Below are 13,447 nucleotides of genomic sequence, written 5' to 3'. Positions count from 1 at the left end.
GTCATAGGCAGCAGCTTGACGGTATGAATACTTTTCAAACATCACAAAATAAATAAACCAAGTAGTTACAATAGATTATAAATATTTAATGTGTATCTTAATGTCAGACGATGCCATCATAAATATCGTTAGTTTTCAGGCCATGATCAGACGCCTGAACAACAACTGCTGGATATCTTGTCGATGTAACAGAATCGCATGTGCTGTCACTAACATTCCGTCTACTGAATACAAAACTCGATAACCTTCAGCGTGGTTAAACTCCCGGTACTTAGCACAACCAATTTTCAGCAACTCAGGACAAATCTGGCATCCCAGCGGGAACTGGCCAACGGTACTCTCAAACTGTATGAGTATATCCGCAATAACCGGACGCGGCTCGACATCGACACGGCGGAGATAACCCGCTATGGTGTCGATGCAGTGCTTTACAGTAAGCGTGTACTCAAAGGTAACCTGCTGTTCCATGGAAGTCCCTTAACTCTGGTTTAATCTGCAAGTCCATCCAGCAATTGGTCTTTTGAGAACACTCGCCCTTCAGATTTATCTTTCTCTGAAAGAGTCAGCAATTTCAGCAAAGCAATGGCGTTTTCCCGTTCCTGCTGCTGATCATAGGACTCTATAACATAAGCAGGCACACCATTTTGTGTGACCAGGATGGGTTCTGACAGATCAAGCGTTGCCGCGTTTTTTTTAACGTAGCTGATTGTCTCTACTTTCATTATGTATCCACCCGATAGTCATTGGTTATATATCGGTCTTAATATAGACCATATTTAAACCATCAGAAAGATGCACGAGTGCTAAAATTTGCCTAACAGACACCTAAGCCCATTGATGGCTAACTTCAGCACCTTACATCATACGGTACTTTTTCAAACCTGAAATCGTACTTCCCGTTGCTAACATCTGTCAGAAAGTGCCGGACAAAAAAAAACCCGCAGTTACGCGGGCTTAGAGGTACTTTTCTGCTTTTACATGTAGGCTGTTGCCAGACGCGGAATCATTCCCACTCGATCGTCGCTGGTGGTTTGCCCGATACGTCATAAACCACACGAGAGATACCATCGACTTCGTTGATGATGCGGTTGGAAACACGGCCAAGGAAATCATATGGCAAGTGTGCCCAATGAGCGGTCATAAAGTCGATTGTTTCAACCGCACGCAGCGAAACAACCCAATCGTATTTACGGCCATCGCCCATCACGCCCACTGAACGAACAGGCAGGAAGACGGTGAACGCCTGGCTAACCTTATTGTACAGATCGGCCTTATGCAGTTCTTCAATGAAGATTGCATCCGCACGACGCAGCAGGTCACAGTATTCTTTCTTCACTTCGCCCAGTACGCGCACGCCCAAACCAGGACCTGGGAACGGATGGCGATACAGCATGTTGTACGGCAGACCCAGTTCCAGACCGATCTTACGGACTTCATCTTTGAACAGCTCTTTCAGCGGTTCAACCAGACCCAGCTTCATCTCTTTCGGCAGGCCGCCAACGTTGTGGTGTGACTTGATCACATGCGCTTTGCCCGTGGCAGAAGCCGCTGATTCGATTACGTCCGGATAGATAGTGCCTTGCGCCAGCCATTTAACTTCAGACTGTTTACTGGCTTCTTCATCGAACACTTCAACAAACACGCGACCGATGATTTTACGCTTAGCTTCCGGATCGTTTTCACCCGCCAGTTCGCTCAGGAAGCGATCTTCCGCCGCCACATGCACAATGTTTAGGCCGAAATGATCACCGAACATTTCCAGCACCTGATCGGCTTCGTTCAGGCGCAACAGACCGTTATCAACAAATACGCAGGTCAGACGATCACCAATCGCACGGTGCAGCAACATTGCGGTCACGGAAGAATCCACCCCGCCGGACAGACCAAGAATCACCTTGTCGTTACCGATTTGCTCACGAAGACGAGTCACCGCATCATCAATAATTTTAGCGGGCGTCCACAGTGCTTCACACTGGCAGATGTCACGCACAAAACGTTCCAGCATGCGCTGACCCTGACGGGTGTGAGTGACTTCAGGGTGGAACTGCACGCCGTAAAAACGCTTCTCTTCGTTCGCCATAATGGCAAACGGGCAGGTATCCGTACTGGCAACGGTTTCAAACCCTTGCGGAATCGCGGTGACCTTATCACCATGACTCATCCAGACATCCAGCAACGGAGAACCTGCGGTACTCAACGCATCCTGAATATCGCGAACCAGCAGGCTATCCGTTTTCACTTCCACCTGCGCGTAGCCAAATTCACGCTCGCTGGAACCTTCAACGTGGCCACCCAATTGCATCGCCATTGTTTGCATGCCATAGCACACCCCTAAAACGGGCACCCCCGCCTGAAACACATATTCCGGCGCTCGTGGGCTATTAAATTCGGTGGTACTTTCCGGGCCGCCGGACAAAATAATGCCATTTGGATTGAAATCACGGATCTGGGCTTCCGTCACATCCCAGGCCCACAGTTCACAATAAACACCCAGTTCACGAACGCGTCGTGCAACCAGTTGCGTATACTGCGAACCGAAATCCAGAATAAGAATGCGATGTTGATGAATGTTTTGAGTCATGAGGCGTGTGTTCCAACAAGCTAAAAGCGAAAAAAGTAAACCCGACTAACCGCGCTGAATGGCACAGATGGAAAATTCAGCGCGGCGCGAAGTATGACGGATTTATTCCGTTAAATCACCTTATGATCCCATACGGTAATTTGGTGACTCCTTGGTGATGGTGACATCATGAACATGACTTTCCTGAATCCCCGCACCGCTGATGCGAACAAACTCAGCTTTAGTTCTCAGTTCATCAATGGTTCCACATCCAGTCAGCCCCATACAGGAACGCAAGCCACCCATCTGCTGATGAACGATCTCTTTAAGACGGCCTTTGTAGGCGACACGACCTTCTATACCTTCTGGCACCAGCTTATCGGCAGCATTATCACTTTGGAAATAACGGTCGGAAGAACCTTTGGACATCGCGCCCAGCGATCCCATACCACGATAAGACTTAAATGAACGGCCTTGATACAGTTCGATCTCGCCTGGAGATTCTTCTGTTCCTGCCAGCATAGAACCGACCATGACACAGGCTGCGCCTGCGGCGATGGCTTTCGCGATATCGCCAGAGAAACGAATACCGCCGTCGGCGATAACGGGAATGCCGGTGCCTTCCAGCGCTTCAACCGCATCGGAGATCGCCGTAATTTGTGGTACACCTACGCCAGTCACGATACGCGTCGTACAGATAGAACCCGGGCCGATACCTACTTTCACCGCGCTGACGCCCGCTTCAACCAGTGCTTTCGCACCCGCACCCGTCGCAACGTTACCGCCGATGATTTCGAGATTCGGGTATTTAGCACGCGTTTCGCGAATACGCTGCAATACGCCTTCAGAATGGCCGTGTGAGGAGTCGATCAACAGAACGTCAACACCGGCGGCAACCAGCGCATCAACGCGCTCTTCATTACCCGCGCCAGCACCGACCGCTGCGCCAACACGCAGGCGACCATGTTCGTCTTTACAAGCGTTAGGTTTACGTTCTGCTTTCTGGAAATCTTTTACTGTGATCATGCCGATCAGGTGGAATTTGTCGTCAACTACCAGCGCTTTCTCAACGCGTTTTTCGTGCATCTTTTGCAACACGACATCACGCGCTTCACCTTCTTTAACGGTGACCAAACGCTCTTTTGGCGTCATGAACGCGCTAACTGGTTTTTCCAGATCGGTAACAAAACGCACGTCACGACCGGTGATGATACCCACCAGTTCGTTGTCTTGCGCGACAACCGGGTAGCCAGCAAAGCCATTACGTTCGGTCAGTGCTTTCACTTCACGCAGTGTGGTTTCCGGGGTAACCGTCTGTGGATCAACCACAACACCGCTTTCGTGTTTCTTCACGCGGCTCACTTCTTCAGCTTGACGCTCAATCGACATGTTTTTGTGGATAAAACCCAAACCGCCTTCCTGCGCCAACGCAATGGCCAGACCGGATTCGGTCACGGTATCCATCGCAGCAGACAGCATAGGAATATTCAGGCGAATGTTTTTCGTCAGTTGAGTCGACAGGTCAGCGGTATTAGGCAGAACAGTGGAATGAGCAGGAACAAGGAGGACGTCATCAAACGTCAGGGCTTCTTTAGCAATACGTAGCATGGGCAATATCTCACCAAGGTGGGTGTAAGAATAGATAAAATATTGCCGTGGCATTATACAGAGCGTAATCGATTGCCTCCAGTATTTTTTACTAAAATACTTGATTACCTTCCACAGGCAGGTAGTATCAACCAATTAAGTCACTGTTTTAAAATTTGATCTGGCTCACAATGTCCCAATTCCCCGCTTCCGCTATTTTTACCGTCAGCCGCTTAAATCAGACGGTCCGGCAACTGCTGGAAAAGGAAATGGGGCAGATATGGCTTTCCGGTGAGATATCCAACTTCTCTCAGCCCTCCTCCGGCCATTGGTATTTCACGCTAAAAGATGAGCGAGCCCAAGTGCGCTGCGCGATGTTTCGCACCACTAATCGACGAGTCACTTTCCGCCCACAGAGCGGGCAACAGGTCCTGATACGCGCGACGATTACGCTGTATGAACCGCGAGGCGATTACCAGCTACTGGCCGAAAGCATGCAACCCGCCGGTGATGGTTTGCTGCAACAACAGTTTGAGCAATTAAAACAGCGTTTAGCGGCGGAAGGCTTATTCGATCAACAATTTAAACAGTCGCTGCCTTCTCCCGCTAAGCAGGTCGGCGTCATTACATCGGCTAGCGGTGCCGCGTTGCATGACATATTGCAGGTATTGCAACGCCGCGATCCGTCACTTCCTGTTATTGTTTACCCTACCGCCGTTCAGGGCAATGAAGCCCCGTTACAGATTGTTCGAGCCATTGAACTGGCTAACCTACGCGATGAATGTGACGTATTGATCGTCGGACGCGGCGGTGGCTCGTTGGAAGATTTATGGAGTTTTAACGATGAACGCGTCGCGCGGGCCATTTTTGCCAGCCGGATTCCTATCGTCAGCGCCGTCGGTCATGAAACCGATGTGACTATCGCCGATTTTGTGGGTGATCTACGTGCGCCAACGCCGTCTGCCGCCGCAGAGCTGGTAAGCCGAAATCAGTTGGAATTACTGCGTCAGATTCAATCCCAACGTCAGCGATTGGAAATGGCGATGGATTACTACCTTGCGCAGCGCCACCGCGAATTTACTCGTTTACATCACCGTTTACAGCAACAACACCCGCAATTGAAACTGGCACGTCAGCAGACCCACTTAGTGAAACTTCGGCAACGCCTGGATGATGCTATACAGGGGCAGTTAAGGCAGATTTTACGTCGTCATGAACGAACGGAACAACGCTTATTTCAGCAACAACCTTTGCCCAAAATCCATCGGGCACAGCAGCGATTACAACAATTACGTTTTCAAATGCAGCATGTTGCTGAACGTAATCTAAATAAACATCAGCAACGGCTAGGTGTTGCCTGCTCGCGTCTGGAGGGCGTCAGCCCACTAGCAACATTAGCACGCGGCTATAACGTCACGACCGCACCAAGCGGCAACGTACTGAAAAGTGTATCCCAAACCTCCCCAGGTGAGACGTTAAAAACCCGGTTGCAAGATGGCTGGGTGGAAAGCCAGGTTACCGCCCTCATACCACAAAACGCCAACGTAAATATGCCAACCGGCAAACCACGCAAAACGTCATGATTACCATTTGAGGATTTGTCCTAAAACCAAGGTCGGCCCTCAATATCCCCTGAGACTTCTAGACTATACTGACTGTTCAACTTACTCATTCTGACAGTGAAAATAGTGAGTAAGCTTTGTTGATCGTCTGCGTTACCCGATGACCGCCTGTTCAAGGAGATTAGGTATGAAGTCCAGACTGATTTATGGTGTGATCCCCCCCTATATTCTGCATCGTATTATTTCTAACGGCTCAGAAGAACAACGACAGTGTGCTCAACAAACGCTGATGCATGTTCAGTCGTTGATGGTCAGCCATCATCCCCGACCAGAACCGCATGCAACATTACCGGCAGGACAAGCGCAGCGTGAAATTTACGATGCTGAGAATCAGCAGCAACTGCCCGGCAAGCTGGTGAGAACGGAAGGACAAGCCAGCAATGGCGATATCGCAACCGATGAAGCCTACCGTTATCTTGGTATTACCTACGATTTTTTCTGGCAGATTTTTCAGCGCAATTCACTTGATGCCAAAGGGTTAATGCTGACAGGAACGGTCCATTATGGTCAGGATTACCAGAATGCGTTCTGGAACGGGCAACAAATGGTATTCGGTGACGGCGATGGGAAAATCTTCAATCGCTTTACCATTGCCATTGATATTGTTGCCCATGAATTAGCCCACGGAATAATCGAAAACGAGGCGGGATTGATTTATTTCCGCCAGTCTGGTGCGCTGAACGAATCACTATCCGATGTATTTGGCACAATGGTGAAACAATTCCACTTAGGGCAAACCGCCGAACAGGCTGACTGGATTATTGGCGCAAACCTGCTGGCTGAAGGTATTCACGGTATGGGACTGCGTTCGATGTCTCACCCAGGTACAGCCTACGATGACTTGCTGCTCGGCGTTGATCCACAGCCTTCCCATATGAATGAATACGTGAATACGCGAGAAGATAACGGAGGCGTCCATCTGAACTCTGGTATCCCTAACCGCGCGTTCTACCTGGTAGCCATCGCGCTGGGTGGTCACTCATGGGAAAAAGCCGGTAAAATCTGGTATGACACACTGTGTGATGAAACGCTGCCACAAAACGCAGATTTCGAAATTTTCGCACGCTATACCATCCGACATGCTGCTAAGCGGTTCAACCCGACTGTCGCAGATATTGTTCAGAAATCATGGGAAACCGTCGGCGTCGAAGTGAGGCAAGATTTCTTATGAAAAATACCTTGCCGGAGCTTAACGACGATGTCGTTATAGAATTGGCTCGTGAAGGAGGGATTGCCTGGATTCCCGCCCTGTCAGGGCCACGACGTTTTGCGCTGGCAAATGTATCAACCGCCGAGCGTGAGCGGATCGGCAATATCATTCGCCATGCCATGCCACAGGCTCGTGAACCCGGGGAAACCGATGGCCCCGGGCGTGGCGATCAGTTCTATTACCGCATTCATATTCGCTATAGCCACTCGCGACAGCATCAGTACGCAGAAATGGTTCTCTTGATTCCAGAGAACCACGCACCGCCGGAATTAACCGAATTGTGGCGCACAGGTGTGAGGCCTTAACGCTGAGTTGTTTCGCCTAGACAGCCGTCAGATAGCGAAACAGAACTCGTTTTTTGGATATCATCCCGTGTTGCTGGCAGAGATAATCCACAGCGCCACAAGACGTTAACCGCTGAAGTAGGTGCTGGCATTCAGGACAGCGGGCTTCACGCATATACCGATGCAAACAGGTGGGACACTGAAAAGTCTCACCATTTTGCCAATTCATTATGTCATGACAATCAGGGCAAACCGCGTCCATCCTTTTCCTCCCGAGGATTCTGTTTAAACCTCTACCGTTAAATGACGCCCAGCGATCGTAAAAAATACAGACCGAGCGCGGTAACAAAAAACGATCCCACCGTCGTCATGGCAATAATGTTCGCTGCCAGCGTGGCGTTTCCCCCCATCGCTCGCGTCATGGCATAGCTTCCCGATGCGGTTGGCGTGGCTGAAAACAGAAAAATGATTCCCAAAGAGACGCCGCGAAACCCAAAAATCCAGCCCCCCAGAGTCAATAACGCGGGCACCAGGATCAGTTTGGCTGCGGATGAAAGCGCGGCAACATTAGACGTACGTAACATCGTGCGGATATCCAGACTCGCCCCCGCGCAGAGTAACGCCAGCGGCAGTGCTAATGCGGATACCAGACTGCCAGTTTGTTTGATAACGTCGGGTATCGGCAGCGAAATACGAGAATAAGCAAGCCCTAACAACAAACCGATAATCAGCGGGTTCGTCGCGATACCCACCAAGAGATCTTTTTTGCTAATCTTTCCACCCTGCTCGCTGCGGCGCAAACTGCGAGTCAGCGTGATAACCGACAGTATGTTAAACAGAATGACTGTTACGGTCAGATAGATAGAACCTACCGCAACGCCCTCACTACCGTAAGCACTCATCGCAAACGCCAACCCCATCACACCGGTATTCGAGCGGAAACCACCTTGCACGAAGATCCCTCGTTCTCTCGGATCTTTCACCACGTACACGGCAACGCACTCCAATAGCAAAAATGTGGCAATAGTTCCCAGCGTACCGTAAATCATCATCGGCAAATGATTAGCAATTGACTGCTGATTCGTTGCTATGCTGAAAAAAAGCAGGCAGGGCAAAGCCAAATTAAAGACCAGTTTCATGGCGGAATCGCAGAACGCATCATCCAACAAATTTAACCGACGAACGCCCATGCCTAGCAATAAGAGCAGCAGATTAGGCATAGTGACGTGAAATGCAAACTCCCAAGTTTCCCAGGACATGGCTTTCCTCATAGGGCAGTCAAAAGAACGGGGCGAATAATGATATCCGCCCCGTCAGTCAATTATTTATTTTTTTTGAGATGCTGCATCAAACGCTTACGTTTACGGAGCTGGTTTGGCGTCAGCGTATTACGTTTATCTGCGAAAGGGTTTTCCCCTTCTTTAAACTGAATACGGATCGGCGTTCCCATCACCTTCAGCGAACGACGATAGTAGTTCATCAGATAACGCTTATAGGCATCAGGTAAATCTTTCACCTGATTACCGTGGATTACCACTATCGGCGGATTATATCCCCCCGCATGCGCGTATTTCAGCTTCACACGGCGACCACGCACCATCGGTGGTTGATGGTCATCGACAGCCATTTGCATAATACGAGTCAACATCGACGTTCCTACGCGTCGCGTCGCACAGGAATACGCTTCCGTCACCGACTCAAATAAATTCCCCACGCCGCTACCGTGCAGTGCCGAAATAAAGTGAATACGAGCAAAATCAATAAAACCGAGACGCAGATCTAACGTTTCTTTCACTTCGTCGCGTACTTCCTGCGACAATCCATCCCACTTGTTGACCACAATCACAAGTGAACGCCCACTATTGAGGATAAAGCCCAACAGCGAGAGATCCTGATCGGAAATACCTTCACGTGCATCGATCACCAACAGCACAACGTTAGCATCCTCAATCGCTTGCAGCGTCTTGATCACCGAGAACTTTTCAACGGTATCTGTCACTTTCCCGCGTTTACGCACACCGGCGGTATCAATCAGAATATATTCACGTTCGTCACGAACCATTGGAATGTAAATGCTGTCGCGCGTCGTGCCCGGCATATCGTAAACCACCACGCGATCTTCACCCAAAATTCGGTTAGTCAGTGTGGACTTACCTACGTTAGGTCGTCCGACTATCGCCAGTTTTATCGGCAAATCTTCCGGGTTGAAATCATCATCCTCGGCATTTTCATCTTCGTTATACTGTTCATTACCCAGTTGTTCTGCCCAGTAAGCGGCATTCTCTTCTTCTTCGGTTAACTCAACAGGTTCAACCACTTCATCCTGCACAAACGGCAGCAAAACCTTTTCCAATAAAGAGGTCACGCCACGTCCATGAGATGCAGCGATAGGATAGACATCCCCCATGCCAAGCGAATAAAAATCCGCCGTTACCGTATCAGGATCGAGACCATCGGTTTTATTAGCGACCAGAACGGTGGTTTTTTGGCGACTGCGCAAATGCCGGGCAATCCCTTCATCCGCGGGCATTAATCCAGCGCGGGCATCAACCATAAACAGAACAATATCCGCTTCCTCAATTGCTACCAGCGACTGCCCCGCCATGCGTGTCTCAACGCCATCCTCAGTACCATCAATACCGCCAGTATCAACGATAATAAACTCATGCCCTTCCACTTCCGCACGACCATACTTGCGGTCACGAGTCAGCCCAGGGAAATCCGCCACTAACGCATCACGGGTGCGCGTTAAACGATTAAATAGTGTGGATTTTCCCACATTCGGACGTCCGACCAGCGCGACGACAGGTATCATTGTTACAACCTCATTACTTATATTTCAATACGTTACAACGAGATCACTCGCCAACGATAAAAAGACGAAACGGCCCCTGATACTACCAGGAGCCGTTATGAGATCGCCTTTATTCAAAAAAGCGATCCAAATAGCGTGATGTGTTAACTAACGGGTAAAGGCGTATACCTCGCCATTTTTTGCCTGAATAAGCAATTTGTCACTGGCAACCACGGGTTTACTCAGGAAACCGGAACTGTCCACTTTCTGCTGAACAACGAAGCGACCATCCGACGTATTTAACCAATGCAAATACCCTTCCGTATCGCCCACGACCAAATAGCCATTGAACAATACAGGTGCCGTCAGACCACGGTGCAGCAGATCGCTCTGACGCCATAAGTTGACACCACCGTTAGTATTCAACGCCACAATACGATCATCCTGGTCGACCAGATAAATACGATCGCCATCAACGATGAAATCATGTACTGACCCAAGCTCACGTTTCCACAGGATTTGGCCTGAACGCAGATCCAACGCGGTCATGTTGCCATTATAACCCAAGGCATAGACCACCTCACCCGCGACTACCGGCGTGGTATCAACATCATTCAGGCGATCAATTTCCGTTGCACCACTAGGCTGAGAAATACGCTGTTGCCAAATTAATTGGCCCTGATTAATCAGTACCGCATTCACTCGGCCATTATCCCCACCAACAATCGCTGCCCCAAACGCAGCGACAGGTGCCGACTCACCACGCAAGGAAAGCGTTGGCATATCCAAGTTAACGCTCCATTTAATCGCGCCGTCAGCCTCGTTTAATGCCTGTAACATACCGTTGCTGGTGTGAATCAGGACAACGCCATCGCTGATTACTGGACGAGAAAGCGCTTCCCCTGCGACGTTGGTTTGCCATACTGGCGTCCCATCTTCGGCATTAAGGGCAAAAACCTGAGCGCGTTCACTGCCCACATAAACATGATTACCAGAAACAGAAACACCACCGGACAGTAAGGCGGGATTATTACGTGAAAGGAACCCGGCTTTCTCTGACAAATCAGCCTGCCAGATTTCTTTACCATCGTTCAGATCCAGCGCTTTAACGGTGCCTCGACGATCGGCCGCGAATACACGGCTATCCTGCCACGCAGGATGCAAATTAGAATAAAACTCACCAATTCCGCCACCGACAGAACGGCTCCACACTTTAGTGGGGGTGAACTGATTCTCCACCTTCGGCAGTGGAGACATCGTGACTACATCTTCTTCGCTGTTAAACAACGAACATCCGCTCAGCAGGGCAACAGAAACCAGTCCTACTAAAAGTGTTTTACGCAATTGCATGGAATTCCTCTTAGCTGGACAGGTTATTTAATTTCATCGTCAGCAATGCTTTCAATGCCTGCGGAGGGTTAGCAGACAAACCTTTGTTATAAGCGTCACGTGCTGCCTGATGATCTCCTTTACTGACCAACGCATCGCCACGAACATCAGCAGCCAGCGCGACCCAACCATCAAGCTTAATCGCATCCAGCGTCTTCAGTGCATCATCTGTTTTATTCTCTTGTAGTTGTACCCGCGCCAAACGCAGATTCACCAGAGAAAGCAGATCATCGTCTTTGGTATGGGACTGAGCCAGAACAAGCTGCTGCTCAGCTTTCGCAAACGCTTTTTGATCGACGTAATAACGGGACAGCTCCAACGCAGTTAGCACACCATAATTATTCTGATTGGCTGCGCTAAAGGTCTCCGCAGCCGCAATGCCTTCCGCTTTACCATCGGCCAATTGTTCCGTCACTTTCTGATATGACGTAGAAGCCGACATGGCGCTGGTACTCTGGTGATTCTGCCAGAAACGCCAGCCAACCAGCGCCCCCACGCCAAGCACCACGCCCACGACTAACGCCTTCCCATTTTCCGCGAGGAAACGACGCAGTGCATCAACCTGTTCATTCTCTGTGGTATAGACTTCCACGGTGTCTCTCTCCTCAATCCAGTAACGCAGCCAGACGTTCGGCAACGTCAGACTGTGCTAACGTATCTTGCTCGCCATCACGCAGATTCTTGACGACAACCTGACCTGCCGCCACTTCGTTCTCACCTAAAACCAACGCAACACGTGCGCCCCATTTGTCAGCTCTGGTAAATTGCTTCTTGAAATTACCACCGCCATAGTTGGTCATTAATTTCAACTGCGGCAGCGTATCACGTAAAGCTTCAGCCAGTTGCATCGCGGCAACCTGCGTTCCTTCACCCGACGAAATCAGATAAACATCAACGCTTGGGTGCGCTTTAAACTCAGGGTTGACCGACTGAACCAGCAAAACCAGACGTTCCAATCCCATCGCAAAGCCTACTGCTGGCGTGGCATGGCCACCCAATTGCTCAACCATGCCGTCGTATCGTCCACCGGCACAGACCGTACCCTGAGCGCCCAGACTGGTCGTCACCCATTCAAATACAGTGCGGTTATAGTAATCCAACCCACGAACCAGACGCGGATTAACGGTATATGGGATGCCAGACTGCGTTAAAAGTTCACCCAATGCTTCAAAGTGTGCACGCGATTCGTCATCCAGATAATCGGTGAGCACTGGCGCATCGTTCAACAGCACCTGAATCTGCGGATTTTTCGTATCCAGAACGCGCAGCGGGTTGGTGTACATCCGGCGCAGACAATCTTCATCTAGCTGATCTTTATGTTGCTCGAGGAACGCGACCAGCGCTTCACGATAACGGGCACGTGCATCCAATGAACCAATCGAGTTCAGTTCCAATTTCACATGATCGGCAATACCCAGTACCCGCCACCAGCGAGCGGTCATGAGGATCAATTCGGCATCAATATCCGGCCCTTGCAGACCAAAAACTTCACAGCCCAACTGATGAAACTGGCGATAACGCCCTTTCTGCGGACGTTCATAGCGGAACATAGGACCGACATACCACAGCCGTTGTTCCTGATTATAGAGAATACCGTGCTCAATACCGGCGCGGACGCAGCCTGCCGTCCCCTCTGGGCGCAGAGTCAGGCTATCGCCGTTGCGATCATCAAAGGTATACATCTCTTTTTCAACGACATCGGTCACTTCACCGATAGCGCGCTTAAACAGCGGGGTTTGCTCGACAATCGGCAAACGAATTTCATTGTAGCCGTAGCCGCTGAGTACCTGTTTCAGGCTGTTTTCAATACGTTGCCACAATGCCGTTTCGGCTGGCAGGTAATCATTCATACCGCGAATGGCTTGAATATTTTTTGCCACGTCAATTCTCTATGCGTTTTTCAAAAAATAAACCCGATTATAGAGGGATCGACGGCGCATCTTCAATGCGAGGTATCCCCATCGGGTTCTGGAATCATTAATTATGCGGTCGACAACACTT

At 49.9% G+C, this 13,447-nt stretch carries 13 protein-coding genes; 3 read left to right on the top strand and 10 right to left on the bottom strand.

Going from position 1 to position 13,447, the window contains the following annotated elements:
• Window positions 1-135: 135 nt before the first annotated feature.
• The 4 genes from ACKPVM_RS02385 to guaB all read right to left on the bottom strand — a co-directional run bounded on the left by ACKPVM_RS02385 (window position 136) and on the right by guaB (window position 4,168).
• Entirely contained in the window at window positions 136-468 is a 333-nt protein-coding gene (locus tag ACKPVM_RS02385) for a type II toxin-antitoxin system RelE/ParE family toxin (protein ID WP_409306577.1), read from the bottom strand.
• Window positions 469-488: 20 nt separating this feature from the next.
• Window positions 489-722, bottom strand: a complete 234-nt coding sequence (locus ACKPVM_RS02380; RefSeq protein ID WP_015370385.1) for a type II toxin-antitoxin system Phd/YefM family antitoxin — start codon at window positions 720-722, stop codon at window positions 489-491.
• A gap of 281 nt (window positions 723-1,003) precedes the next feature.
• A complete protein-coding gene (guaA, locus tag ACKPVM_RS02375) occupies window positions 1,004-2,581 on the bottom strand; it encodes a glutamine-hydrolyzing GMP synthase (RefSeq protein WP_409306574.1) in 1,578 nt (525 codons plus the stop codon).
• 120 nt (window positions 2,582-2,701) lie between these two features.
• Window positions 2,702-4,168 carry an IMP dehydrogenase gene (gene guaB, locus ACKPVM_RS02370; RefSeq protein WP_409306572.1) on the bottom strand — a complete coding sequence of 489 codons (1,467 nt, stop codon included), beginning with the start codon at window positions 4,166-4,168 and terminating at the stop codon, window positions 2,702-2,704.
• Between the two features lie 170 nt (window positions 4,169-4,338).
• Between guaB and xseA the strand changes: the two genes are divergently transcribed.
• The 3 genes from xseA (at window position 4,339) to ACKPVM_RS02355 (ending at window position 7,284) form a co-directional block, all read left to right on the top strand.
• Window positions 4,339-5,730, top strand: a complete 1,392-nt coding sequence (gene xseA, locus ACKPVM_RS02365) for an exodeoxyribonuclease VII large subunit (RefSeq protein WP_409306570.1) — start codon at window positions 4,339-4,341, stop codon at window positions 5,728-5,730.
• A gap of 166 nt (window positions 5,731-5,896) precedes the next feature.
• Complete coding sequence (locus ACKPVM_RS02360; protein WP_409306569.1) at window positions 5,897-6,940, top strand: M4 family metallopeptidase; 1,044 nt, start codon at window positions 5,897-5,899, stop codon at window positions 6,938-6,940.
• Window positions 6,937-7,284, top strand: coding sequence for a protealysin inhibitor emfourin (locus ACKPVM_RS02355; protein ID WP_409306567.1), 348 nt, complete (start codon window positions 6,937-6,939; stop codon window positions 7,282-7,284). Before ACKPVM_RS02360 ends, ACKPVM_RS02355 begins: the two co-directional genes overlap by 4 nt.
• Before the next feature lie 16 nt (window positions 7,285-7,300).
• Here ACKPVM_RS02355 and ACKPVM_RS02350 read toward each other — a convergent pair whose 3' ends face one another.
• The 6 genes from ACKPVM_RS02350 to hisS form a co-directional block, all read right to left on the bottom strand.
• Entirely contained in the window at window positions 7,301-7,525 is a 225-nt protein-coding gene (locus ACKPVM_RS02350; protein ID WP_409306565.1) for a zinc ribbon domain-containing protein, read from the bottom strand.
• 37 nt (window positions 7,526-7,562) lie between these two features.
• Window positions 7,563-8,522: an AEC family transporter gene (locus ACKPVM_RS02345; protein ID WP_409306564.1), complete on the bottom strand. Its 960-nt coding sequence runs from the start codon at window positions 8,520-8,522 to the stop codon at window positions 7,563-7,565.
• 62 nt (window positions 8,523-8,584) lie between these two features.
• Window positions 8,585-10,078 (bottom strand): ribosome biogenesis GTPase Der, encoded by a 1,494-nt coding sequence (gene der, locus ACKPVM_RS02340; RefSeq protein ID WP_409306563.1) that lies wholly within the window; start codon window positions 10,076-10,078, stop codon window positions 8,585-8,587.
• 147 nt (window positions 10,079-10,225) lie between these two features.
• The gene (bamB, locus tag ACKPVM_RS02335) at window positions 10,226-11,407 is read right to left on the bottom strand and encodes an outer membrane protein assembly factor BamB (protein ID WP_409306561.1); all 1,182 of its coding nucleotides are present in this window, start codon (window positions 11,405-11,407) and stop codon (window positions 10,226-10,228) included.
• 10 nt (window positions 11,408-11,417) lie between these two features.
• Complete coding sequence (locus tag ACKPVM_RS02330) at window positions 11,418-12,038, bottom strand: YfgM family protein (RefSeq protein WP_409306559.1); 621 nt, start codon at window positions 12,036-12,038, stop codon at window positions 11,418-11,420.
• 13 nt (window positions 12,039-12,051) lie between these two features.
• Window positions 12,052-13,326 (bottom strand): histidine--tRNA ligase, encoded by a 1,275-nt coding sequence (hisS, locus tag ACKPVM_RS02325; RefSeq protein ID WP_409306558.1) that lies wholly within the window; start codon window positions 13,324-13,326, stop codon window positions 12,052-12,054.
• Between the last annotated feature and the right edge of the window lie 121 nt (window positions 13,327-13,447).

The organism is Pectobacterium hainanensis, from assembly GCF_046237015.1.
GTDB lineage: Bacteria > Pseudomonadota > Gammaproteobacteria > Enterobacterales > Enterobacteriaceae > JBJYIN01.
The sequence above is the reverse complement of the archived record's forward strand: the minus strand, read 5'-3'. Positions and strand labels throughout refer to the sequence as shown.

Coding starts and splice junctions, on each gene's coding strand:
- ACKPVM_RS02350 (WP_409306565.1), bottom strand. CDS start 7,525: ATGGACGCGGTTTGCCCTGATTGTCATGACATAATGAATTGGCAAAAT.
- ACKPVM_RS02385 (WP_409306577.1), bottom strand. CDS start 468: ATGGAACAGCAGGTTACCTTTGAGTACACGCTTACTGTAAAGCACTGC.
- guaA (WP_409306574.1), bottom strand. CDS start 2,581: ATGACTCAAAACATTCATCAACATCGCATTCTTATTCTGGATTTCGGT.
- bamB (WP_409306561.1), bottom strand. CDS start 11,407: ATGCAATTGCGTAAAACACTTTTAGTAGGACTGGTTTCTGTTGCCCTG.
- xseA (WP_409306570.1), top strand. CDS start 4,339: ATGTCCCAATTCCCCGCTTCCGCTATTTTTACCGTCAGCCGCTTAAAT.
- ACKPVM_RS02380 (WP_015370385.1), bottom strand. CDS start 722: ATGAAAGTAGAGACAATCAGCTACGTTAAAAAAAACGCGGCAACGCTT.
- ACKPVM_RS02360 (WP_409306569.1), top strand. CDS start 5,897: ATGAAGTCCAGACTGATTTATGGTGTGATCCCCCCCTATATTCTGCAT.
- ACKPVM_RS02355 (WP_409306567.1), top strand. CDS start 6,937: ATGAAAAATACCTTGCCGGAGCTTAACGACGATGTCGTTATAGAATTG.
- der (WP_409306563.1), bottom strand. CDS start 10,078: ATGATACCTGTCGTCGCGCTGGTCGGACGTCCGAATGTGGGAAAATCC.
- ACKPVM_RS02345 (WP_409306564.1), bottom strand. CDS start 8,522: ATGTCCTGGGAAACTTGGGAGTTTGCATTTCACGTCACTATGCCTAAT.
- guaB (WP_409306572.1), bottom strand. CDS start 4,168: ATGCTACGTATTGCTAAAGAAGCCCTGACGTTTGATGACGTCCTCCTT.